The 22,475-nt window shown below is 64.9% G+C and carries 21 protein-coding genes, 1 tRNA gene and 2 pseudogenes; 13 read left to right on the forward strand and 11 right to left on the reverse strand.

The genetic code is table 11. The annotated features are described in order from the left end of the window. Nucleotides 1–41: 41 nt before the first annotated feature. The 3 genes from EAV90_RS11115 (at nt 42) to EAV90_RS11120 (ending at nt 2,819) form a co-directional block, all read left to right on the forward strand. Nucleotides 42–1,067 carry a histone deacetylase family protein gene (locus EAV90_RS11115; RefSeq protein WP_122400611.1) on the forward strand — a complete coding sequence of 342 codons (1,026 nt, stop codon included), beginning with the start codon at nt 42–44 and terminating at the stop codon, nt 1,065–1,067. 420 nt (nt 1,068–1,487) lie between these two features. After that, a tRNA-Ser gene (locus EAV90_RS39385) sits at nt 1,488–1,555 on the forward strand. A 124-nt stretch (nt 1,556–1,679) separates the two neighbouring features. After that, on the forward strand, nt 1,680–2,819 hold the full coding sequence (locus EAV90_RS11120) for an amidohydrolase/deacetylase family metallohydrolase (RefSeq protein ID WP_129143404.1): 1,140 nt from the start codon (nt 1,680–1,682) through the stop codon (nt 2,817–2,819). Between the two features lie 11 nt (nt 2,820–2,830). On the opposite strand, the gene EAV90_RS11125 is transcribed toward EAV90_RS11120, so the two are convergent. Together EAV90_RS11125 and EAV90_RS11130 are read right to left on the reverse strand one after the other, a co-directional pair. Next, nucleotides 2,831–3,976 carry an acyl-CoA dehydrogenase family protein gene (locus EAV90_RS11125; RefSeq protein ID WP_129143405.1) on the reverse strand — a complete coding sequence of 382 codons (1,146 nt, stop codon included), beginning with the start codon at nt 3,974–3,976 and terminating at the stop codon, nt 2,831–2,833. 148 nt (nt 3,977–4,124) lie between these two features. Further along, the gene (locus EAV90_RS11130; RefSeq protein WP_245162737.1) at nt 4,125–5,069 is read right to left on the reverse strand and encodes an SDR family NAD(P)-dependent oxidoreductase; all 945 of its coding nucleotides are present in this window, start codon (nt 5,067–5,069) and stop codon (nt 4,125–4,127) included. A gap of 59 nt (nt 5,070–5,128) precedes the next feature. Between EAV90_RS11130 and EAV90_RS11135 the strand changes: the two genes are divergently transcribed. Further along, a complete protein-coding gene (locus EAV90_RS11135; RefSeq protein WP_129143406.1) occupies nt 5,129–5,797 on the forward strand; it encodes a TetR/AcrR family transcriptional regulator in 669 nt (222 codons plus the stop codon). A gap of 19 nt (nt 5,798–5,816) precedes the next feature. Continuing rightward, a complete protein-coding gene (locus tag EAV90_RS11140; RefSeq protein ID WP_129143407.1) occupies nt 5,817–6,494 on the forward strand; it encodes an alpha/beta hydrolase family protein in 678 nt (225 codons plus the stop codon). 3 nt (nt 6,495–6,497) lie between these two features. Here the strand turns inward: EAV90_RS11140 and EAV90_RS11145 are convergent, their stop codons facing one another. After that, nucleotides 6,498–7,472, reverse strand: a complete 975-nt coding sequence (locus tag EAV90_RS11145; RefSeq protein ID WP_122400614.1) for a ketopantoate reductase family protein — start codon at nt 7,470–7,472, stop codon at nt 6,498–6,500. A 155-nt stretch (nt 7,473–7,627) separates the two neighbouring features. On the opposite strand from EAV90_RS11145, the gene EAV90_RS11150 reads away from it, so the two are divergent. Beyond that, nucleotides 7,628–8,431, forward strand: a complete 804-nt coding sequence (locus tag EAV90_RS11150; RefSeq protein WP_129143408.1) for an enoyl-CoA hydratase-related protein — start codon at nt 7,628–7,630, stop codon at nt 8,429–8,431. 3 nt (nt 8,432–8,434) lie between these two features. On the opposite strand, the gene EAV90_RS11155 is transcribed toward EAV90_RS11150, so the two are convergent. Together EAV90_RS11155 and EAV90_RS11160 are read right to left on the reverse strand one after the other, a co-directional pair. After that, a complete protein-coding gene (locus tag EAV90_RS11155) occupies nt 8,435–8,707 on the reverse strand; it encodes a hypothetical protein (RefSeq protein WP_122400616.1) in 273 nt (90 codons plus the stop codon). Nucleotides 8,708–8,884: 177 nt separating this feature from the next. Beyond that, complete coding sequence (locus EAV90_RS11160; RefSeq protein WP_129143409.1) at nt 8,885–9,769, reverse strand: LysR family transcriptional regulator; 885 nt, start codon at nt 9,767–9,769, stop codon at nt 8,885–8,887. A gap of 110 nt (nt 9,770–9,879) precedes the next feature. Here EAV90_RS11160 and EAV90_RS11165 point away from each other — a divergent pair, with 110 nt between their 5' ends. The 4 genes from EAV90_RS11165 to EAV90_RS11180 all read left to right on the forward strand — a co-directional run bounded on the left by EAV90_RS11165 (nt 9,880) and on the right by EAV90_RS11180 (nt 13,977). After that, nucleotides 9,880–11,244 carry an FAD-dependent oxidoreductase gene (locus EAV90_RS11165; RefSeq protein WP_129143410.1) on the forward strand — a complete coding sequence of 455 codons (1,365 nt, stop codon included), beginning with the start codon at nt 9,880–9,882 and terminating at the stop codon, nt 11,242–11,244. A gap of 34 nt (nt 11,245–11,278) precedes the next feature. After that, entirely contained in the window at nt 11,279–12,283 is a 1,005-nt protein-coding gene (locus EAV90_RS11170; RefSeq protein WP_129143411.1) for an ABC transporter substrate-binding protein, read from the forward strand. 109 nt (nt 12,284–12,392) lie between these two features. Continuing rightward, the gene (locus tag EAV90_RS11175) at nt 12,393–13,166 is read left to right on the forward strand and encodes an ABC transporter ATP-binding protein (protein WP_129143412.1); all 774 of its coding nucleotides are present in this window, start codon (nt 12,393–12,395) and stop codon (nt 13,164–13,166) included. After that, on the forward strand, nt 13,159–13,977 hold the full coding sequence (locus EAV90_RS11180) for an ABC transporter permease (RefSeq protein ID WP_129143413.1): 819 nt from the start codon (nt 13,159–13,161) through the stop codon (nt 13,975–13,977). The genes EAV90_RS11175 and EAV90_RS11180 overlap by 8 nt, the downstream gene beginning before the upstream one ends. A 113-nt stretch (nt 13,978–14,090) precedes the next feature. Here the strand turns inward: EAV90_RS11180 and gtdA are convergent, their stop codons facing one another. After that, nucleotides 14,091–15,131, reverse strand: a complete 1,041-nt coding sequence (gtdA, locus tag EAV90_RS11185) for a gentisate 1,2-dioxygenase (protein ID WP_129143414.1) — start codon at nt 15,129–15,131, stop codon at nt 14,091–14,093. Nucleotides 15,132–15,307: 176 nt separating this feature from the next. Here gtdA and maiA point away from each other — a divergent pair, with 176 nt between their 5' ends. Continuing rightward, entirely contained in the window at nt 15,308–15,940 is a 633-nt protein-coding gene (gene maiA / locus EAV90_RS11190; RefSeq protein ID WP_129143415.1) for a maleylacetoacetate isomerase, read from the forward strand. Then, a complete protein-coding gene (locus EAV90_RS11195) occupies nt 15,930–16,442 on the forward strand; it encodes a MarR family winged helix-turn-helix transcriptional regulator (protein WP_164936874.1) in 513 nt (170 codons plus the stop codon). The genes maiA and EAV90_RS11195 overlap by 11 nt, the downstream gene beginning before the upstream one ends. A gap of 274 nt (nt 16,443–16,716) precedes the next feature. Here the strand turns inward: EAV90_RS11195 and EAV90_RS11200 are convergent, their stop codons facing one another. The 4 genes and pseudogenes from EAV90_RS11200 to EAV90_RS11215 form a co-directional block, all read right to left on the reverse strand. After that, nucleotides 16,717–18,330, reverse strand: a complete 1,614-nt coding sequence (locus tag EAV90_RS11200; RefSeq protein ID WP_129143417.1) for a benzoate-CoA ligase family protein — start codon at nt 18,328–18,330, stop codon at nt 16,717–16,719. After that, complete coding sequence (locus EAV90_RS11205; protein ID WP_162500088.1) at nt 18,327–19,466, reverse strand: FAD-dependent monooxygenase; 1,140 nt, start codon at nt 19,464–19,466, stop codon at nt 18,327–18,329. The genes EAV90_RS11200 and EAV90_RS11205 overlap by 4 nt, the downstream gene beginning before the upstream one ends. A 190-nt stretch (nt 19,467–19,656) precedes the next feature. Further along, nucleotides 19,657–19,872, reverse strand: a complete 216-nt coding sequence (locus tag EAV90_RS11210; protein ID WP_129143418.1) for a hypothetical protein — start codon at nt 19,870–19,872, stop codon at nt 19,657–19,659. An 85-nt stretch (nt 19,873–19,957) separates the two neighbouring features. Next, a pseudogene (locus EAV90_RS11215) lies at nt 19,958–20,677 on the reverse strand (cysteine rich repeat-containing protein); the annotation flags it as partial. On the opposite strand from EAV90_RS11215, the pseudogene EAV90_RS11220 reads away from it, so the two are divergent. Beyond that, a pseudogene (locus tag EAV90_RS11220) lies at nt 20,667–20,939 on the forward strand (ISNCY family transposase); the annotation flags it as partial. The pseudogenes EAV90_RS11215 and EAV90_RS11220 sit on opposite strands and share 11 nt — an antisense overlap. 402 nt (nt 20,940–21,341) lie before the next feature. Here the strand turns inward: EAV90_RS11220 and EAV90_RS11225 are convergent. Then, nucleotides 21,342–22,343 carry an NADP-dependent oxidoreductase gene (locus EAV90_RS11225; RefSeq protein WP_129143420.1) on the reverse strand — a complete coding sequence of 334 codons (1,002 nt, stop codon included), beginning with the start codon at nt 22,341–22,343 and terminating at the stop codon, nt 21,342–21,344. Between the last annotated feature and the right edge of the window lie 132 nt (nt 22,344–22,475).

Consider the following 22,475-nt stretch of genomic DNA (forward strand, 5'->3'; position numbering starts at 1 on the left):
CGTGCGATCCATCTCACTTATTCATCCGACAGGAGTGTCCCGTGAAGGCCGTCTATAGTGATCTACACCGCAGCCATGATCCGCAGTTCTTCCTGGTCCGCGGCGTGGTCCAGCGCACCACCGAGCAGCCCGAGCGTGCCGATCGCCTGCTGGCAGGCCTGAAGGCGGGCAAGCACACGCTGATCGAGCCGACCAAATTCGGGCAGGGGCCGCGGGCGCGCGTGCACAGTCCGGAATATCTGAGCTTTCTCGCCGAGGCTTGGGATGCATGGTCCGCGCTCGGCGATGCCGGGCCGGAGATGATCGCGAACATCCACCCGGTGCGCAACGCCGCCACCTATCCGACCCATATCGTAGGCAAGCTCGGCTGGCACACGGCGGACACTGCGGCCCCGATCGGCGCGGGCACCTGGGCCGGCGCCTGCGCCTCGAGCGACGTGGCGGTCACCGCTGCGCAGATGGTGCTTGACGGTGAGGATGCGGTTTATGCGCTGTGCCGTCCGCCCGGCCACCATGCCTATCGCGATATGGCCGGCGGTTTCTGCTTCCTCAACAACAGCGCGATCGCGGCCGAGCATCTGCGCCAGAAGCATGAGCGCGTCGTCATCCTCGACGTCGACGTGCATCACGGCAACGGCACGCAGGGCATCTTCTACGAGCGGCAGGATGTGTTCACCGTCTCGATCCACGCCGACCCGTCGTTCTTCTATCCGTTCGTCTGGGGCTACGCGCATGAGCGCGGCGCCGGACCCGGCCTCGGCGCCAATCTCAACATTCCCCTGGCCAAGGGTACCGGCGACGACGACTACATGAAGGCGCTCGCGGCGGCGGAGAGGGCGATCCGCTCCTTCGCGCCGACCGCGCTCGTGGTCGCGCTCGGCCTCGACGCCTCCGAGAAGGATCCGCTCGCCGGTCTCGCCGTCACCACCGATGGCTTCCGCCGGATCGGCGAGGGGCTGGCCCGGTTTGGACTGCCGACGGTGCTGGTGCAGGAAGGCGGCTATCTTTCCGACATCCTCGGCGCCAATCTGACCGCGGTGCTCGGCGGATTCGAAGCCGCGCGCTAGTAGCCGTCGCTCATCGCTGGTAGGCCATGATGGATGGGAACGGTGCGCCGGGAGACCGGCAGGAGATGGAAGGTGCAGGTCCTTTGCGGTGAAGGAGTAGCGACGTATTTCCTGTCGACGTAGACGAGACCGCGTCCGTCAAAGCTCTTGCGAATGGCGGTCACCTTGCAGATCAGGATATCGTGGCTTCTCGCTCGAAATGGATCCAGGCTTGCGCTTGATGACCTCCAGATCGAGTTGCTGGCTCCCGTCTAGCCGCCCTCCGCTCGTTTGCCGAGCCGCGCGTGTTGACCTCTTCCCAGGAACCAGACCTGAAACGGGAGCAGCCCGCGCCGCTTCCCGCCGCGTTCGACATCGGCGCTGGCGCTACGCCCCTTTTATGGCCGCAACAGATGTGCAACATCAGGCGGCTGAGTGACTGATTTCATGTGCCTCAAAACGGTTTCCTAAACCGTAGGTCGGAAGTTCGAGTCTTCCCGGGATCGCCAATTCGGCATGGCTCGTCGGCCCCGCTCGACAAGCTCTCCGGCGCGAAAATTGCTAAAGGCAGGAGGCTTCCTTCCTCGGCTGACTGCCGCCAGTCGCCTCACTGCCACACATCCGGAGACAACGATGCCTTTCGACTTGATCCTGCGCGGGGGGCGGGTGATCGACCCGTCCCAGAAGCTCGATGCCGTGACCGATGTCGCCTTTGCCGGCGGCAAGGTCGCCGCGATCGGCAGCGGGCTCAAGGCGAACCCTGCGACAGAGGTACGCGACGTCTCGCGGTTCATCGTCACGCCGGGGCTGATCGATCTGCACACCCACGTTTACTGGGGCGGCACCTCGCTCGGCATCGATGCCGAGGAATTCTGCCGCACCTCCGGCGTCACCACCGCGGTCGATACCGGCAGCGCCGGGCCCGGCAATTTCGCCGGCTTCCGCAAGCATGTGATCGAGCCGAGCCAGGTTCGCATCCTCGCCTACCTGCACGTCTCGCATGCCGGCATCTTCGGCTTCTCGCACCGGATCATGGTCGGAGAGAGCGAGGAGCTGCGGCTGATGAATCCGATCGAGGCAGCCGAGGTGGCGGATGCCAACCGCGATCTCATCGTCGGCATCAAGGTGCGCGTCGGATTGCACTCCTCGGGCACCTCGGGGGCCGTGCCGCTCGACATCGCGCTCGAGGTCGCGAACGAGGTCGGCATGCCCCTGATGGCGCATATCGACCATCCGCCGCCAAGCTACGAGGACGTGCTCGCCCGTCTGCGTCCCGGCGACGTTCTCACCCATGCGTTCCGCCCCTTTCCCAACACGCCCGCGACCGCGCAAGGCACGGTGAAGAAGGCGGTGCTGGAGGCGCGCGAGCGCGGCGTGCTGTTCGATATCGGCCACGGCAAGGGCTCGTTCGCGTTCAAGACCGCGCGCGCCATGCTCGCCAACGGCTTCTATCCCGACACCATCTCCTCCGACATCCATCAGCTCTGCATCGACGGCCCGGCCTACGATCAGGTCACGACCATGTCGAAGTTCCTGTGCATGGGCATGGAGCTCTCCGACGTCATCGCGGCCTCGACGGTGAACGCGGCGATGGCGCTGCGCCGCCCCGAACTCGGCAGCCTCAAACCGGGCAGCGTCGGCGACGCCACGCTTGTTACGGTCAGGCAAGGCCAGTTCGACTATGAAGACGTCGTCGGCGAGCACCTGATCGGTAACAGCAAGATCGTCTCGGAGGGGGTCGTCATCGGCGGCCGCTGGTGGCATCCGAATTGAGACGGCGGCCCCTACAGCGACCTCGCGATCAAGAGCTTCATGATCTCGTTGGTGCCGCCGTAGATCTTCTGGATGCGGGAGTCGATGAAGATGCGCGAGATCGGGTATTCCTGCATGTAGCCGTAGCCGCCGAACAGCTGCAGGCATTCGTCGGCGGTCTCGACCTGCTTCTCCGAGCACCAATATTTCGCCATCGATGCCGTGACGGTGTCGAGGTCTTTTGCGATCAAGCGCTCGATGCACCAATCGACGAAGACGCGCGCGATCATCGCCTCGGTCTTGCGCTCGGCGAGCGTGAACGCGGTGTTCTGGAAGTCCAGCAGCGGCTTGCCGAACGCCTTCCGCTCCTTGGTGTACTCAGTGGTGAGCTTGACGGCGCGCTCCATCGAGGCGACGGCGCCGACCGCGAGCGCAAGCCGCTCCTGCGGCAATTGCTGCATCAGCTGGACAAAACCCTGGCCTTCCTCATTGCCGAGCAGGTTTTCCGGCGGCACCGTCACGTTGTCGAAAAACAGCTCCGAGGTGTCGGAGGCGTGCAGGCCGATCTTGTCGAGGTTGCGCCCGCGCTTGTAGCCGTCCGCGCCCTCGGTCTCGACCACGATCAGCGAGATGCCCTTGGCGCCCGCTTCGCCGGTGCGCGCGACCACGATGACGAGATCGGCGGCCTGGCCGTTGGTGATGAACGTCTTCTGGCCGTTGATGACATAGGAATTGCCCTGCTTCTTCGCCGTGGTCTTGACGGCTTGAAGATCAGACCCGGTGCCGGGCTCGGTCATGGCGATGGCACCGACCATCTCGCCGGAGGCCATCTTCGGCAGCCAGCGCTTCTTCTGCTCCTCCGAGCCGTAATTGAGGATGTAGTGCGCGACGATGGCGCTGTGCACGGAGACGCCGGTCGTCAGCTCCGGCACCGTGCTTTCGAGATCGTCCAACACGGCAGCATCATAAGCGAAGGTCGCACCTAAGCCGCCATATTCCTCGGGCACGCTCGCCAGCAGCGCACCCATCTCGCCGAGCCCGCGCCAGGCGAAGCGGTCGACCATCTTCTGCTCGCGCCATTTTTCGGCGTGCGGCGCCAGGTCCTTGGCGAGATATTTCCGGAACTGGTCGCGGAAGACGTCGAGCTCTTCGGTCATCCAGGAGGAGCGATAGGACATGATTACCTCATCTTGGCGTGGACGGCGCGTGCGCATCACGCGTGCCACAGCAGTCGGGGCCGACGCAAGCCTGCCCGCTTCTGGTAGGCCAACCAAGAGTAGGGATGATTGTGTTTTCAGGCTGCCGGCGCAGTGTCGCCGCCAGGCGTTATCCGGCCTGCGCCGTCTTGCCGCCATCGATGACGAACTGACCGCCGGTCGTGTAGGGATGATCGTCCGAGGCCAGCACCAGGGCGAAAGCTGCGATCTCCTCCGGTGTTGCCACGCGTTGCAGGCCTGGAACATGCGACTTGGCCCATTGCGCGATGGCGACATGCCAGGCGGCGTCAGGCAGATTCTCCATGCCCGACAGGCGGCGGATGAAGGGCGTATCCGTCGTGCCCGGGATCAGCGTGTTGATGCGGATGCCGTATCTTGCGTAGTCGAGCGCGGCGGCCTGAACCAGGCCGACCAGCCCGCGCTTGGCCGCCGAATAGGCGGAGCGGTTGGCCGTGGTCGCGATGGCGTTGGACGATGAGGTGACGACGATCGATCCGCCCTTCTGTAACATGTGCGGGATCTGATATTTCATCGACAGGAACACGCCGCGCAGGTCGGTGCCCAGCACGTCGTCGAACTCGGCCGCGCTGTACTCGTGCAGGGGTTTTTCGACCGAGATGCCGGCATTGTTGAAGGCGACGTCGAGCCGGACGTAGCGTTCGATGGTCTTGTCGACCAGCGCCTTCACCTCGGCCTCGTTGCGGAGATCGGCGCGAATGAAAACGGCCTCGCCGCCGGCCTCGCGCACCTCGTTCTCTACCTGCTTGCCGCGCTCGACGTTGCGGCCGCAGAAGGCGACCCGGCCGCCTTCGGCCGCGAACATCAGCGTCGCGGCGCGACCGATGCCGGAGGTGCCCCCCGTGACGATGATGACCTTGCCCTCGAATCGGCGCTTGCCGCTCGGCTTCTGCTGAGGCAGCGTCGCGGCCTGGCCGAGCGCCACGCCGCCGGCGAGGCCGCCGGCGGCCCCGGCGAGCACACCCAGGACCGCGCCCCCGACCAGATGACGGCGCTTTACCGGGCTGCTTTGGGTGATATCCTGCATTTCGGTCATTTCGAACTCCGGTCGCTCAATCTGAACAGTGTTAAGATTGGTAGACCGCGATCTAAACAGTGTCAAGTTACATGAAGAAGCAGGGCTCCTCAGGCAAACGCAGCGCCGGTTTGACCCGGTCGAAGCCGGAGCCCGGCTATCATCACGGCGAATTGCAGGAGGCGCTGATCGCCGCCAGCGAAGCCATTCTGGCCGAGCAGGGTGCCGAAGGTTTCACGCTGCGCGAGGCCGCCCGCCGCGCCGGGGTCTCGCCGGCTGCCCCGTCGCACCATTTCGGCAATGCGCAGGGCCTTCTGACCGAGGTCGCGATCCGCGGTTACGACGCGCTGGCCGAAGCCTTGCGCGCGGCAGCCTCCGGCAAGCAGGGCGCGCGCGAAAAACTTCGGGCCCAGGGACTTGCCTATGTCGATTTTGCGCTGAGACATCCCGGCCGCTTCCAGATGATGTTTGCGAACAAGCGACTCGTTGCTGACGATGCACGCTTGAAGCAAGCGAGCCGGGCCGCCGGCCACGCCTTCGAGACCGTCGTGGCCGAGCTGGTCGGCGGCACCGCGAAGGAGGCGAAGACGGCGGCTGCGGCGGCCTGGTCGACCGTTCACGGCTTTGCCAAGCTTGCACTCGAAGAGAAATTCGGCTCTGTGAGGAACGAGGGCGGACGCCGCGAGATCATGATGACGCTTGATCAGGTCCTGAACTATCTATGGCCGGCGAGTGGCGCGCGCCGTTGAGCGAGGCCTGGATGACGTCATGACGAGCAAGACGACGGAGCTCAAGCTCGACATCGAGCGCATCGGCACGGTCTCGGCGATGCTGACGCGGCCGGATCATGCGCGCGCCTGCTACGTGCTGGCGCACGGCGCGGGCGCCGATATGCGGCATTCCTTCATGGGGAAGGTCGCAGCGGGACTCGCGGAGCGCGGCATCGCGACGTTCCGCTTCAATTTCCCTTACATGGAAGAGAAGAAGGGGCGTCCCGACCAGCCGGCGGTCGCGCACGCCGCCATCCGCGCGGCGGTCGGGGAGGTGGCGCGGCTGTGTCCCGGCGTGAAGCTCATTGCGGGTGGCAAATCTTTCGGCGGACGCATGACCTCGCAGGCGCAGGCGAAGGCACCTTTGCCTGACGTCAAAGGCCTCGCCTTCCTCGGCTTTCCTCTGCATGCCGCGAAGAAGCCGTCTTCGGAGCGCGCCGAGCACCTCTCCGACATCGCCATCCCCATGCTGTTCCTGCAGGGCACGCGCGATGCGCTTGCCGATCTGAGCTATTTCAAGCCTGTCGTCGAGAAGCTCGGCCCGAAGGCGATGCTGCATCAGGTCGAAGGCGGCGATCATTCGTTTGCGGTGCTGAAGAAGTCCGGCCGTAGCAGTGACGAGGCGCTCACCGAGGTGCTGGATACGCTCGCGGCCTGGATCGATGTGCTCGCCTGAGCCTCACGCCGAATAAAGCCCCTTGTCGCGCGCCTTCTGGATCGCCAGCGCGGCGATCAGGTCGAGCGTCGGTGTCGACAGGCCGGCGGTGCGTGCGAAGGCTTGGGGCGCCTTCACCAGCACGTCGATCTCCATGGCGCGGCCGAGCTCGAAGTCCTGCAGCAGCGACGGCTTGTGATTGGGGGCGGGGCCGCTTCGGGTGACGCGCTTGACCTCGGGAATGAAATGCTGGGCAATCTCGTTGGCTTCGTTCAGCATGCGCGGGATCACCTCCGCGAAGGCGGGGTCGTCGCGCACGCCGCGCGCGGTCTGGCCGGTGAGCAGGCACAGCACCGAGAGCGACATGTTGGTCAGCAGCTTTGACCAGATCGCCTCGCGGATCTCGGCCACCGGCGGCGATTCCAGCCGCGCGTCGTTGAAGACCCCGCGCAGCCTGGTGATGCGCTCGCAATTGCGGTCGTCGCACTCGCCGATCAGAAGGCGATTGCGGTCCGGCGTCAGGTTCTGCACCACCCCGGGCGCGATGACCTCGTTGGAGGAGAAGATTACGCCGCCGATGATCCGCTCCTTCGGGATGCAGGCGCGCAGGCGCCCGCCGGGATCGAGGAAGGAAATGTCCGGCGGCGTCGGGTGCCGCGGCGGCAGGCCGATGCCGTACCACCAGGGAATGCCGTTCTGGGCGAACACGATCGCGGTATCGTCTTGCAGCAACGGCTTGATGCTGGACACCAGTCCCGGCAGCGCGGTTGCCTTCAGCGTGGAGATCACGACGTCCTGCGGGCCGAGCTGGGCCGGATCGCCTGACGCGTTCACCTTGGCCCCGGCCTCTGAATCGCCGACGCGCAGCTTGAGTCCATTGGCGCGCGCCGCCTCCAGATGCGCCCCGCGCATCACGCACGAGACCTCGTGGCCGGCGCGCGCCAGCCGTACCGCAATGTGGCTGCCGACGGCGCCCGCGCCGAAAATGCAGATGCGCATGATGATATCCCGAACCTATCCCTTGGTGCCGTCCGGCAGCAGCATGACACAAGCCGCCATGCGATGGACGCGGCCGCCCTACGCCGGAAAGATATGGATCGGGACATGCAGCCTCGGCCATAGTGCAGGGCAAATAAACGACCGGAGGATCGCCGATGACTGCCAGCCCCGTCCTGTGGAGCCTCGATCAGCGTGGGGTTGCGACCGTCACGTTGAACCGGCCGGAGGTGAACAACGCCTATGACGGTGCGCTGATATCAGGCGTGCTCGCGGCCATGGACGAGCTGGCTAAGAAGCCGAACCTGCGGGTGGTCGTTCTCAGGGGCAACGGCAAGCATTTCCAGGCCGGCGCGGACCTCAAATGGATCAATGGCGTGCGGCCGCAATCGGCCGAGGCCAACGAGGCGGCCTCGCGGGCGACCTTCGAGGCCGTGCAGCGGCTCAACACCGTGGCCGTCCCGACGGTCGCGTTGGTGCAGGGCGGCTGTTTCGGCGGCGGCACCGGCGTGATCGCGGCTTGCGATGTCGTGATTGCCGCGGACAACGCGCTGTTCTCGATCACCGAGGTGCGATGGGGCCTGACGGCGGCCATCATCATCCCGCAGCTCTGCGACGCGATCGGTGTCCGACAAGTGCGCCGCTACGCGCTGACCGGCGAACGCTTCGGCGCAGAGGATGCCCGCCGCATCGGCCTCGTGCACGAGGTGGTGGCGCTCGCAGATCTCGAAACCGCAGGCGCCAAGGTGGTCGAGCAGCTGCTCGCCAACGGACCCGAGGCGATGGCCGAGACCAAGAAGCTCGCGCTGGAGAGCTCGTTCGGCGGCATGGCGGTGGACGATGCGGTCTACAAGCGGCTGGTGCAGCTGCATTCGCTCAAGCGCCAGAGCACGGAGGCGGCGGAGGGACTGGCGTCATTTGCCGAGAAGCGGGCGGCGAAGTGGGGCGGCGGAATAGCCTGAACGTCAGCAGCCGCGGCAGATGTTGTTGATGCTGCGGTGGACCGCGTCGTCGTCCTGCCGCATCTGGCGCAGCGTTTCGAGCGTGTTGCTCTCGGCGATTGCTGGCGCCCGCTTGCGCTTCGCCGCGAGCTCGTCCTCCTGCCGCTTGTAGCAGGCTTCGCGCTCGGGCTTGGCCTGGATGAAGCGGCAGTTCTGCTCCACGGCCACGGCGGGGCAGGTTGAGATCGCGAGAACGACCAGGCCGGGCAGGGCGAATTTCAAAAGCGTCGAATCCATCTGTGAACCAAGGTGCTGGTCGTCGCCCGGCTTGACCGGGCGACCCAGTACGCCGCCGCCTCTCCGTACACGTTTGACGCCTCTGGAATACTGGATCGCGATGACAGTGGGGCGCGACGGCTCTTCTCTCAGGTCCGTCGTCTGAGGGCAATCGCCATTTTGTCCACCCGATGCTGCTCACAGCGACGGCGCCAGTGACGTTTTCAGCAGCGTCAGCAGCGCCTGCACCGCGGCCGCGTTGCGGCGCCGCTCGGGAATTGCAGCTTTCACCCACAGTTCCGGAATCGGAAAGTCGCGCAGCACGGGCTTCAGCCTGCCCTCGCGCAACGCATCCGCGACGAGATAATGCGAGATCAGTGCGATGCCGTTGCCGGCGATCGCGCTGCGTGCCAGCACGTGTGCTTCGTTGGAGGACAGCAGTGGGCTGACCTGGATGCTGATGCGGCCGCGCGGTCCGTCGAAGACCCATTCCGGTCCGGTCGGCATGAAGCTGAGGCAGCGATGCTCGACCAGATCGCGCGGATGTCTTGGCGTGCCATGTTTCTTCAAGTAAGCCGGCGAGGCGCAGAGCAGCCGCTTCAGCGGACACAGCGGCTCGTCGATCACACCGCCGAACGAATGCGGGAAGGCGCCGATGGCGATGTCAAAACCTTCGGTGACGGGATCGACGGGACGATCGATCAACACGATCTCGAGCTTCAGTCGCGGATTCTGGGTCTGGAAGGCGCTGAAGGCATCGGCGAGCCGTGCCACGGTCAGCGAGGTCGGCGCCTTGATGCGCAAGTGATCGACGAGATCGTGGCCCTTCTCGCCCATGCGCGAGAGCAGATCGGTCGCATCGGCCACGACGCCGCGCGCGCGATGCACATAGCGCTGCCCGGCTTCGGTGAGCCGCAATTGCCGGGTCGAGCGGTGAAACAGCGGCGTGCCGATCCGTGTCTCCAGCTGCGTGACGCGCTTGGCGACCACCGACGTCGAGACGTTGAGCTTTCGCGCGGCGGCAGAGAAGCCGGTGGCATCCGCGGTGGCGAGGAAGGCCTGAAGGTTCACCAGGATATCCATGTCGATCTTTCTCGATTCGCGAAAGCTGATCGCGTATTTTGGTGGATTGTACGCTTGCTCGCGTTAATTCATAGTCGCCCCAAGCAAGAGATTCCGGGAGCGGACGCGCCATGCGGGCCACGATGATCGAAGAACCGGCACGACGAGTGCCGCTCTATGGCGAATATGAAGTCGTCGTCCTCGGCGGTGGTCCGGCCGGCATCATGGCGGCGGCGTCCGCGGCGCGGGCCGGACGGCGGACCTTACTGATCGAACGCTACGGCTTTCTGGGCGGCATGGGCACCGCAGCCGGTGTCACCAACTTTTGCGGCCTGCACGGCAACGTCCATGGTGAGCACCGGCGGCTGGTGCAGGGCATGGCGTCGGAGCTGCTGGCGCGGATCGATCATCTCAACGGCCTCAATGCGCCGCATCTGATCCTCGGCAAGGTCTTCGCGCAAGCTTACGACACCGCGGCCTACAAGATCGCGGCCGACGAGCTGCTCGCCAGCCACAAGGTGAATATCCTCTTCCACGCGCTCGGCGCCGGCGTCGTCATGGCTGATGAGCGCCGCATCGACGCGTTGCTGGTCGAGACCAAGGCAGGTCGGCAGGCCGTGCGCGCGGAGATATTCATCGACTGCTCCGGCGACGGCGATCTCGCGGTCTGGGCCGGTGCGCCATTCGAAATCGGCGACGCGCACGGCCATCCGCTCTATCCCTCGATGATGCTCCGCCTCAACGGCATCGATCCCGCAAAGGCCGGCGAGGCCTGGCGCACCATTCCGCAATTGATGGAAAAGGCCGCGGCCGCCGGCACCCACGCATTCCCGCGCAAGAGCGCGATCGTGCGGCCGCAAAAGTCCGGCATCGAGTGGCGGGTGAACTTCACGCAAGTCGCACGCGAGGACGGCCACGCCATCAACGGTATTGAGCCCGACGATCTCACCCGCGGCGAAATCGAAGGCCGCAAGCAGGCGCTCGCCGCGTTCGAATTCCTGCGCACCGTGCCGGGCTTTGAAAAATCCTACATCGTCGATCTGCCGCCGCAGCTCGGCATCCGCGAGACCCGCCGCATCAAGGGCGGCTATCAGCTCAGCGGCGAGGACGTGCTCGGCTGCGCCTCTTTCGCGGATTCCATCGGCGTCAACGGCTGGCCGATCGAAGCCCATGTTCCCGGCGACGTCGTCTTCACCTTCCCGCCGATCCCGGAATCCCGCGGCTACAACGAGCTGCCTTACCGGATGCTGGTGCCTGACCGCGTCGACAATCTCCTGGTCGCCGGCCGCTGTGCCTCGATGACCCATGAGGGTCAGTCGGCGGCGCGGGTCTCCGGTGCCTGTTTCGTGATGGGTGAGGCCGCCGGTTCCGCGGCGGCGCTGGCGTTGTCCGGAAACAGGATCCCGCGTGACATCCCCGTTGAAAAATTGCAGGAAACGTTGAAACAACAGGGCGCTTTCGTCGGGCGAGATCAGGCTGTGCCCGAAGGCCTTTAACGGACTGCAAGACAACGACGGTGGAGGGAACGGGATGATCGGGATAGTGCGGCTTGCGCTGGCAGGCCTGGTGGCGATCATGGCGATCGGCACCGCGCGGGCCGAGGACGCGCTGAAGGCCAAGATCGGCGTGCTCCGCCTGTCATCCTCCGCGCCGGTCTTCATCGCGCAGGACAAGGGCTACTTCCGCGACGCCGGCTTGGAGGTCGAACTGAAATTCTTCGACGCGGCGCAGCCGATCGCGGTGGCCACCACCTCCGGCGACGTTGATTTCGGCGTCACCGCCTTCACTGCGGGCCTCTACAATCTCGCCGGCAAGGGCGTGCTGAAGGTGATCGGCGGCATGAGCCGCGAGAAGCCCGGCTATCCCCTGATCGGCTATTTCGCCAGCAACAATGCCTTCGCCGCGGGCTTGAAGACGCCGAAGGATCTCGCGGGCAAGCGCGTTGCGGTCACGCAGGTCGGATCGAGCTTTCACTATTCGCTCGGCCTGCTCGCCGACAAATACGGCTTCAAGCTCGCGGATGTGAAGATCGTGCCGCTGCAATCGCTGTCGAATGCGGCCGCCGCGCTGAAAGGCGAAACCGTCGATGCCGCGCTTCTACCCGTCTCCACTGCGCGAAAGCTGATGGACGAGGGCGGCGCGAAGTTTCTGGGCTGGGTCGGCGACGAGACGCCGTGGCAGTTAGGGGCGGTGTTCGCCTCGCCGAAGACGCTGACCAACAAGGCGCTGGTGACCAAGCTGCTCGGCGCTTTGACGAAGGCCGACCGCGAGTACCACGACGTCATTCTCGCCGCGATGAAAGATGGCGTTGCGCCGATCAATGAGCAGACAAAACCGCTGCTGGAGATCATCGCCAAGTACACCAATCTGCCGGTCGAGCAGGTCGTCGGCAATTGCGCCTATATCGATCCCGAGGGCAAGCTGGATGTGAAGAACGTCGACAACCAGATCAAATGGCTGCAGGAGCAGGGATTCGCGGACAAGGGTTTTGACGCGAACGGGATCATCGCCAAAGACTATGTGAAGGCGGATTGATGCGGCGAGCGCCATTCCAAACCCGTCATCCTTCGAGGCTCCCATCGCGGTGCATTTGCACCGCAATGCTCGCACCTCGGGATGACGCGGCGCGAATCGAAGGTGCCGCATGGACCTGATCGCCAGCCACATCACCCATCGCTTCGGCGATCTCGCCGTGCTCGACGATATCTCTTTCACCGTTAGCGCGGGCGAGGTGGTGGCAGTCGTGGGGCCCTCCGGCTGCGGCAAGAGCACGCTGCTGTCGATTCTCGGCGGGCTGCTGCAGCCGACCTCCGGCGCGCCCGAGCTGCGCGGCGCGCCGCCGGCGGACAGCCTCAATCCGCTGACCTTCGTGTTCCAGGATTTTGCGCTGCTGCCCTGGGCAACTGTGGAGGAGAACGTCGAATTTCCGTTGCTGCACACCCAGCTCTCGGCAGCCCAGCGCCGCGCGCTGGTCGAGGACGCCCTGCGCCGCACCGGCCTGACCGATTTCCGCCAGACTTATCCAAAGCAGCTGTCCGGCGGCATGCGCCAGCGCGTCGGCATCTCGCGCGCGCTTGCGGTGAAGCCCGCCATCCTGCTGATGGACGAGCCGCTGTCGGCGCTGGATTCGCAGACGCGCGAGCTCCTGATGGAGGATTTCGTCCGTCTGCTCGCCGATGGCGGCATGGGCGCGGTCTACGTCACCCACAATCTCGAAGAGGCCGCGCGGCTCGCCGACCGCATCGTTGTGCTGTCGCGGCGACCGGGGCGCATCCGCGAAGTCGTGCCTGTGCCGATGACGCGGGCGGCGCGCGGCGAGATCACTGCGCGTGAAAAGCTGCTGGACTTGCAGAACCAGATCTGGTCGCTGATCCGCAACGAAGCCATCGACGCCGAGCGCGAGGTCCAGCATGCTTGATCGCGCCGGCCTGCCTGCGAAGGATGAGACGACGCGCCGCGTCCACTTCCGCGGCGCCGGCTTCGTGCCTGCCTCGAGCCGTTTCGGCGGCTGGATTGCGCTCGCGCTGGTCATCGCGATATGGCAGGCGGCGGGCAGCACCAAGCTCGTCAACCCGCTGTTCCTGCCGGCGCCCTCGGCGATCGCGCGCGCGATCTACCAGCTCGCGGTCTCAGGCGCGCTCTGGCAGCATGTGTCCGCTTCGCTCTTGCGCATCGGCATCGGCTGGCTGCTTGGGACAGCGGCCGGCGTCGCCGTCGGCTTTGCCATCGGCCTGTCGCGGCTCGCGCGCAGCGTCGGCATCACTTTCATCTCGGCGTTATTTCCGATCCCGAAGATCGCGCTGCTGCCGCTGTTGATCCTCTGGCTCGGGATCGGCGAAGAGCCGAAGATCGCGACCATTGCGCTCGGGGTGTTCTTCTCGACCGCGATCTCGGTCTATAGCGGCGTCGATGCGGTGCCGCGCAACCTGATCCGGATGGCGCAGAGTTTCAACGTGCCCTTCGTCACCATCGTGCGCAAGGTGATCTGGCCGGGCGCGCTGCCCGCCGTCCTCGCCGGCTTCCGCATTACGGCTTCGGTGGCCCTGCTGCTCGTCGTCAGCGCCGAGATGATCGGCGCGCAATACGGCATCGGCGCCTTCGTGCTGCAGGCCGGCAATCTGATGCAGACCGATCAGCTGCTCGCCGGCGTGGTGATCCTTTCGGTATTCGGGCTGGCGGTGGGAAAGGTGATCGGCTGGCTGGAGATACGGCTGTTGCACTGGCGGTAGCCACGTCCGTCATTGCGAGGAGCGAAGCGACGAAGCAATCCAGATTCTCTCCGCGGAGAGATTCTGGATTGCTTTGCTTCGCTCGCAATGACGGGGTGGTTAGCCCCAGTGCCTCACGCGTTCCCGCGATCTTCCCTGAACAAATCCAGCTTCTGCTGCACGGGCCGATCCGAGAAGCTGAATAGCACGGCGTCCTCATCCGCCTCGTGCGTCACCCAGTGCCAGCTCGGGACGACGAACAGGTCGCGCGGGCCCCACTCGAAAACGGTGTCGCCAATGCGGCTGCGTCCCTTGCCCTCGATCGGGCAGAACACCGTCGCATCGGTCGAACGATAGCGCGCGGTGCCAAAACCCTTCGGCAGCAATTGAATGAACGTGCCGATCGTCGGCATCGCGAAGTCGCCGGTCTCGGGGTTGCTGAACTTCAGCTTCAGTCCGTGACATGCGTCCCAGTCCTGGCTCGCGCGGGCCTTCTCCAGGGCCTCTCGGGTATAAGCGTAGGGATAGCTGAAGATGGGCGATGTCTTCGAGCTCCGCTTGACGTCGACCGGCAAGAGGTTGTGGCCGTAGCGGGCAAAGCTGTCGCCGGCAGGTTTTGTAATTCTCTGCTGGTCCTCTTTCGAGCCTTCGGCGAAGGAGCAGTCGAAGAACTGCACCAAAGGAATATCGAGGCCATCCAGCCAGAACATCGGCTCATTCGTCTCGTTGGAATGATCGTGCCAGGTCATCGACGGCGTGATGATGAAGTCGCCGGGCTCCATCGCGGTACGTTCGCCGTCGACGGCGGTGTGGGCCCCCTTGCCTTCGAGCACGAAGCGCAGCGCCGACTGGCTGTGACGGTGCGCAGGCGCGACGTCGCCGGGCACCACCATCTGCACGCCGGCATAGAGCGAGGTCGTGATCTTGGATTGCCCGCGCAGGCCGGGATTCTCCAGCACCAGAACGCGCCGTTCGGCCTCCTTGGCGGTGATCAGCTTGCCGGCCTCCGTCATGTAGTCGCGGATGACGCCGAACTTCCAGAGGTGAGGGCGGCACGCGCTCTTCGGCTCCGGCGTGATCAGGTCGCTCATCACCGTCCAGAGCGCGGTGAGATTCTCGCCGTCGATCTTCTTGTAAAACGCCTCGCGTTCCGGCGTCTTGGTCACGGCTTCCATGGCGCGCCTCCTGTTCGTTTCTAAATTGACAGTATACTTACGATCTAGGTAGCGTCAATGCGACGAGTGAACTACAAGACAGTCATTCCGGGGCACGCGAAGCGTGAACCCTGAATCTCGAGATTCCGGGTTCTATGCTGACGCATCGCCCCGGAATGACAAACGGGAGGGTTCCAATGAAGCTGCACGGCTATTTCCGCTCCAGCGCCGCTTACCGCGTGCGGATCGCGCTGAACCTGAAGGGACTTGGCGCCGAGCATCTGCCGCATCACCTTCGCAAGGGCGAGCAATGTGCGCCCGCTTATCTTGCCATCAACCCGCAGGGCCTGGTGCCGGCCCTGGAGAACGATGCAGGTGCAGTGCTGACCCAATCGGTCGCGATTATCGAGTGGCTCGACGAGACTCACCCTAATCCGCCGCTGCTGCCGAAAGATCCGCTGCGGCGCGCCAAGGTGCGCGCGTTCGCGCTCGCGATCGCTTGCGACACCCATCCGGTGCAGAACCTGAAAGTGCTGGCGCGGTTGCGCGAGCTCGGCCTGCCCGAGGAGAAGGTCCAGGACTGGGCCGCCTGGGTCAATCGCGAGGGCCTTGCGGCTTGCGAGACGCTGATCAAGGACGAGCCGGTCCCGTTCTGCTTCGGCGATGCGCCGACGCTCGCCGACCTCTGCCTGGTGCCGCAGCTCGCCAATGCCCGCCGCTTCGGCGTCGATGTCTCGGCCTATCCGCGCCTGCTCAAGGCCGAGGCCGCCGCCAGGGCGCTGCCGGCGTTTGCCGATGCCGCACCGGAGAAGCAGCCCGATGCCGAATAAGCCTGCCGCTCCGATCACGATGGACGCCGTCTATGCCGCGCCGGGCTACCTGTTCCGGCGCATGCAGCAGATCGCGGTCTCGATCTTCATGGAGGAGTGCAAGGCGTTCGATCTCACGCCGGTGCAATATGCCGCGTTGGTCGCGATCCATACTCATCCCGGCATCGACGCGACGCGGCTCTCGGCCGTGATCGCCTTCGATCGCTCCACGCTCGGCAGCGTGATCGAGCGGCTGCTGGCCAAGGATTTTATCGAGCGCAAGCCGGCACCCGAGGACAAGCGGATCAAGTTGCTGTATCTGACGAAGTCAGGCGCGGCGATCCTGCGCGAGATCATCCCCGCCGTCGAGCGGGCCCAGGCGCGGATGCTGGAGCCGCTGAATCCCGCAGACCGCAAGACGCTGATGGGGCTCTTGGCGCAACTGGTGGATCTCAACAACGAGGCCTCGCGCGTCCCGCTGCGGGCCGAGGATGCTCTGGAACATCTGGGGAAGGGCGGGTGAGGCCCTGCTGCAGCCTCTAAAGCGCGATGGGATCAGGATGAATCACCATCGCGCTTTGGGTTATTGTTTGAGCATGATCTTTTCGGAAAACCGCTGCACACTTTTCGGGATCATGCTCTAACTCCGCTGTCATTCCCCGCGCAGGCGGGGAATCCAGTACGCCGCGGCTTCTCCATTCTAGCCGCGCCGTCTCTGGAATACTGGATCGCCCGTCTGCGCGGGCGATGACAGCGGTTGTGTAGCGGCGCGAGTGCGCTCCTGACTGTCCTTGCCCTCACATCCGCAGCAACGCCTGCCGGTCGATCTTCCCCGTGCCCGTCTTCGGCAGCTCGTCGATGAAAATCACCTCGCGCGGGTATTTGTAGGGCATTAGCTTGCCCTTCACGTAATCCTGCAGCCTGCGCGTCGCTTCGACCTGATCGGCAGCGCGGTCGTTCATCACCACCACCGCCTTCAGCGTCATGCGACGATCCGGTAACTCGGCGGCGAACACCGCGCATTCGCGGATGTCGGGGTGGTCGGCGAGACAGAGCTCGACTTCGAGCGGATAGACCCACTGGCCGGAGATCTTGATGAGATCGTCGGCGCGGCCGCGGAAGAAGTGAAAGCCGTCGGCATCGCGGACGAAGCGGTCGCCGGTGTAGATCCAGCCGCCCTCGCGAATGGTTTCGGCCGATTTGTCCGGCCGGTTCCAGTACAGCGGCGTGTTGGAATCGCCGCGGACCCACAAGATGCCTTCCTCGTTGTCGCCGACCTCGTTTCCATCCGTGTCGCGCAGCGCGACCTCGTAGCCGGGCACGCGCAAGCCGGCGGCACCGAGCTTCTTCTGCTCGGGGCGGTTGGAGAGATAGATGTGCAGCACCTCGGTCGAGCCGAGACCTTCGACGATCTCGAGGCCGGTGAGTGTCTTCCAGCCGTTGAAGACCTCGGCCGAGAGCACCTCGGCGGCGGAGAGCGACAGTCGCAGCGACGAGAAGTCGGTTTTGTCCGCGCCTTCGGCTTTTGTCAGCGACGTGTAGAGCGTCGGCAGGCCGAAGAAGACCGTCGGCCTGTATTGCTCGATCGCCGCGAAGATCGACGCAGGCTTCGGCTGGCCCGGCAGCAGCAGCGTCGCGGCGCCGGCCGAGAACGGGAAGGTGACGGAATTGCCGAAGCCGTAGGCGAAGAAGATCTTCGGCACCGAGAAGCAGACGTCATCGGGCGTCAGTCTCAGCACGTTCCGCGCAAAGGCGGCTTCGCTGTAGGCCATGTCGTGCTGCAGATGCACGATGCCCTTGGGCCGGCCGGTCGAGCCGGACGAGTACATCCAGAACGCCATTTCGTTGCGATGAGTCGGCGCTTCCGCCAGCTCAGTCGGGAACTGCGCGAGCCAGCTTGCCGCGGCGGCTGCCCGCGGCGCCGCGTGATCGCCCACCCCGCCATTGGTGACGATCAGCGTCCGCAGGCCCGTGTCCTTGCAGGCCTCTGCATTGAAGCGCGCGCAGAATTCGGACTCGACGACCGCGACAGTCGCGCCGGAATCGGCGAGATAGAATTGCAGGAGATCCGGCGGCGTCAGCGTGTTGATCAGGAGCGGCACGAAGCCGGCACGCACGGCGCCGAAGAACGCGGCCGGATAGGCCGGCGTATCGTCGAGGAACAAGAGCACGCGGTCGCCGCGCTTCAGCCCAAGCGAGGCGAAACCGTTGCCCCAGCGGCAGGCTTCGCCGCAGAGCTCGCCATAGGTCCGCGTGCCTGCCGGACCCATCAGCGCGAGCTTGTCGCCGCGGCCTTTGCCGAGATTGTCGAACAGCACGCGGCTGGCATTGTAAATCTCAGGAATGGCAAAGCCGATCTCGCGCGCGCCGGGGCTGTCTGCGGGCACCTGGTCTCTGATCTCGTTGCTCATGGCGCATCTCCGCCGTTCTTGGCCGCCTCGTAGCGGGCCATGAAGGCCGGCGACATCGCGCGCAGCCGGGAATCGTCGATGCGGCCGGAGCGGGTGATATAGCTATAGGCAAAGTCCATCAGGGGAAGCTTCATGTGCTCGGCGAAGTGTTCGTACCAGGACGCACTCGTGCGCGCGGCATCGACGAGCTTCTGCACGATCGGCTTGCGCGTAGCCTGATAGCGATGCAACGCGGTCGCAAGATGCACATCCGACTCCAGCGCCTTGACCAGCGCGATGGCGTCCTCGATCGCGAGCCGCGTGCCCGAGCCGATCGAGAAATGTGCGGAATGCAGCGCGTCGCCGAGCAGCACCATGTTCTTGAACGACCAGTGCTCGTTCCAGACCCAGGGAAAGTTGCGCCAGACTGATTTGTTGGAGACGAGGCAATGACCGCCGAGCGTGTCGGCAAACACCTCCTCGCAGATGCCCTTGGACTGCTCGACGTCCTTGTAGGCGAAGCCATAGGCCTGCCATGTCGCGTGATCGCATTCGACCAGGAAGGTGCTCATGGTCGGCGAATAGCGGTAGTGATGGGCGTTGAAGGTGCCGCGGTCGGTCTTCACGAAGGTCTGCGACAGCGTGTCGAAACGTTTCGAGGTGCCGTACCAGACGAACTTGTTGGAGGAGTAGGACAATGAGGTGCCGAAATCGCCCTCATAGGCCCGGCGCACCAGCGAGTTCAGCCCGTCGGCGGCGACGATCAGGTCGTGGCCATTGAGCTGGTCGATGGCCTGAATCTGCGTGTCAAACCGCGGCGTGATGCCGGCGTCGAGCGCGCGCTGTTGCAGGAACTTGAGGAGCTCGAGCCGTCCGATCGAGGAGAAGCCGACGCCGTCGATGGCGACGCTGTCGCCGTGCAGGTTCAGCGTGATGTTCTCCCAGCTCTCCATATGCGGGGCGATCGCATCGACCGTCTCGGGGTCGTCGGCGCGCAGGAACTCAAGGGCCTGGTCAGAGAACACGACGCCAAAGCCCCAGGTCGCGTCGGCCGGGTTCTGTTCGAACAGGTCGACCTGATCCTCGGGGTGGCGCTTTTTCCAGAGATAGGCGAAGTAGAGCCCACCGGGCCCCCCGCCGATCACGGCGATCCGCAACGTCTGCCTCCCTAATTGACAGTATACTTACTATCTAGGGATAGACTAATGTGCTCCAGCGCCCGGCGCCAGCGGAATTATCGGCGTGGCCGGCACGCCATAGCTCGCCTTCAGGCCCACGTTTGCGGGTGCCCGAAAACGTCAGATGCGAATCATAGCCAAACCGGGCCGGATTGGCCACCCGGGCGCGTCAGACGCAGCGCCTCACATAGACCCCGTTCACCAGCACCCTGGTGCAACGGACCGCGGGCACCGGCTTGCGGACCGCGACGGCCGCGTTCGGACCGGCGCAGCCGGCGCGATAGACGCCGCGGGCGCACACCACCGCATTGGCATCGGTGGTCTCGAACGTCATGGTTGCGGCGAAGGCGAACAGAGCAGAAGCAACGAGCAGCAATGAACGCATGTTGTCCTCCCGGACTTGTCGTGATCGAAACTGAGTCTCCACCCGCCGCAATTCAGTGCTGCGGACGTGCATAGTCCGCTTCGTCTTATCTCGCGGCGAAAGGTGCGAGTACCTCTCTGCAGGCCGGCGAGAGCGATGCCGCCCGATTGGAAATGCATTGTATGATCCGGCCGCCGCCGGGCGCCACGCCGGCGCAGAGCGTGCGGATATCGGCGCCGCAGGCCGATCTGGCGATGAACAGCTCCTCGCGCGGCAGCAATGGCCGCAGCACGATCGTGGCCGGCGCCGCGGCGGGCGCAGTCGCGGGAGCCGCACCTGCAGGTGCCGCCGTAGCCGCTGGACCGGATGCCGCGCTCAGCGCGCCTTGGCAGGAGGGTGAGACTCTTGCCTTGTTCTTCTCCAGGCATTCGAGCGCAGCCGCGCCGCCCGGCGTCACGCTCGCGCAGACTTTTGGATAGTCGGACCGGCAGGCGCTCTTGATGGCGGCGACCTGCGCGCTGCTCGGCTGCTTGGCGGGGGCAGCCTTTGCCGCCACCGCTGGCGCGGCCGGCCTGGCCGGTTCAGCGGGCGGCGTGCTAGGCGCCGCCTGGGCCTTCGGTGCGGCGGGGGCCGCCGGCGCAGCTTCAGTCTTCGGCGCCGCCGGAGCGGCTTCAGCCTTCGGTGCCGCTGGGGGCTCGAGCGCGCGAACGGCGGTCTGGCATCCCGATGACAGGCTGGACATGTTCTTCTGCAGGCATTGAAACGCTTCCGCGCCGCCCGGCGTCACGCTCGAACAACGTGCCATGAAGTCCGACCGGGACGAGTTCGTCGACATCACCGGATTCCATCGCAAGCATGCGATGCGACTACTTCGAGGTCAGGAAGACGCGCGCCCAAGCCGAAGGGCGCGACGTCGAATGTATAATGAGGTAGAACACAACGCGCTCGTGCTCCTTTGGGAGGCGTCAGACCGGATCTGCGGGAAGCGGCTGAAGGCGTTAATGCCTGCGTTGATTGAGGCGATGGAACGGCATGGCCACCTCGACCTTACCCCCGAGATCCGCGACAAACTTTTGGCAATGAGCGCGCATTGCCTCGCCCTAATTGTTACCAGATGCTGAGCCGTTGCCTCACGTAAATTGCTCCCTTGGATCGGGAGCGAGCGGGGGCGAAGATGGGGTGGCTAAGCATGGCAACGCGGAAGGAACTGACGGCGGCAGCAGGCGCGCGCTATCGGCGTTCGGATCGCGCGAAGAAGACGCCAGCACTGCTGCTGCCAGCAATGCGCTGCGCGTGGAGCCATGCTTCAATTTCCCGAACATCGGTATGAGTTCCTGCCCTATAGCTGGAGCGCTCTAATGACCGTTCGGCGCTCTAAAAAAAAGTGATGCGATTGCAATCGTCGGGAGCCATGCGATGCATGGCATCATTGGCCGCTTTGTCCGCGACCGCAAGCAGATTGTGTCGAAGGACGGCGCTGTGGGGCGACGCTACAGTTTCACCATGCGCTTGCCGCGGTTCTCGCCCGCGAGGAGCCCGATCAGCGCTTTCGGCGTATTCTCGAGCCCGTCGATGATGTCCTCCTGCACCTTCAGCTTGCCGGACTTGACCCAGGCTTGCAGGTCGGCGAGCGCGCGCTGGCTCTCCTTCATGTAATCCATCACGATGAAGCCCTGCATGACGAGCCGCTTCACCACGATCAGCCCGGGCACGCCGCGCGGGCCGTGCGCGGCGGGCGTGCCGTCATATTGCGAGATCGCGCCGCAGCAGGCGATGCGGCCGTAATTGTTCATCTGCGGCAGGCAGGCTTCCAGAATGTCGCCGCCGACATTGTCGAAATAGACGTCGATGCCGTCGGGCGCGGCGGCGCGCAGCGCCTTGAACACCGCGCCGTCCTTATAGTCCACGGCAGCATCGAAGCCGAGCTCGGAGGTCAGCCAGTTGCACTTATCAGTGCCACCGGCGATGCCGACCACGCGGCATCCCTTGATCTTCGCGATCTGCCCGACGATCGAGCCGACCGAACCCGCGGCCGCAGAAACCACGACCGTCTCGCCTTCCCTGGGCTTGCCGATCTCCAGGAGACCGAAATAGGCGGTGAGGCCGGCGATGCCGAACACGCTGAGCAGATGGGTCATCGGCTCGAGCTTCGGCATCTTGGTGAGATGCTTTGCCGGCACCGCGGCAAATTCCTGCCAGCCGGTGTCACCGAACACGATGTCGCCGGGCGCCAGCCCCTCGGCCTTCGAGCTCACGACCTCCGCGATGGCGCCGCCGGCCATCACGCTGTTGGCCTCGACGGCGGAGCGATAGGTCGCGCCGTGCATCCACGCGCGGTTGGCGGCGTCGAGCGAGATGTAACGCACGCGCAGCAGGGCCTCGCCGTCCTTCGGTTCCGGCACTGTGCTCTCCAGCATCTTGAAATGCTCGGGGCCGAGCTTGCCGCTGGGTTTTTCCACCAGCAGAATCTGGCGATTGATATGTCCGCTCATGGCGTTTCCCTCTTTGATTGTCCTGCCGATCACTGATGCAGTCGCCGCAAACAAAACGTGCAGGCCGCATGTGTTGTGCGCTGCATGAAGGCTAGATCGCCGCATCCCGTTTCACAACGGGAACATCGTGAA

The organism is Bradyrhizobium vignae, from assembly GCF_004114425.1.
GTDB lineage: Bacteria > Pseudomonadota > Alphaproteobacteria > Rhizobiales > Xanthobacteraceae > Bradyrhizobium > Bradyrhizobium vignae.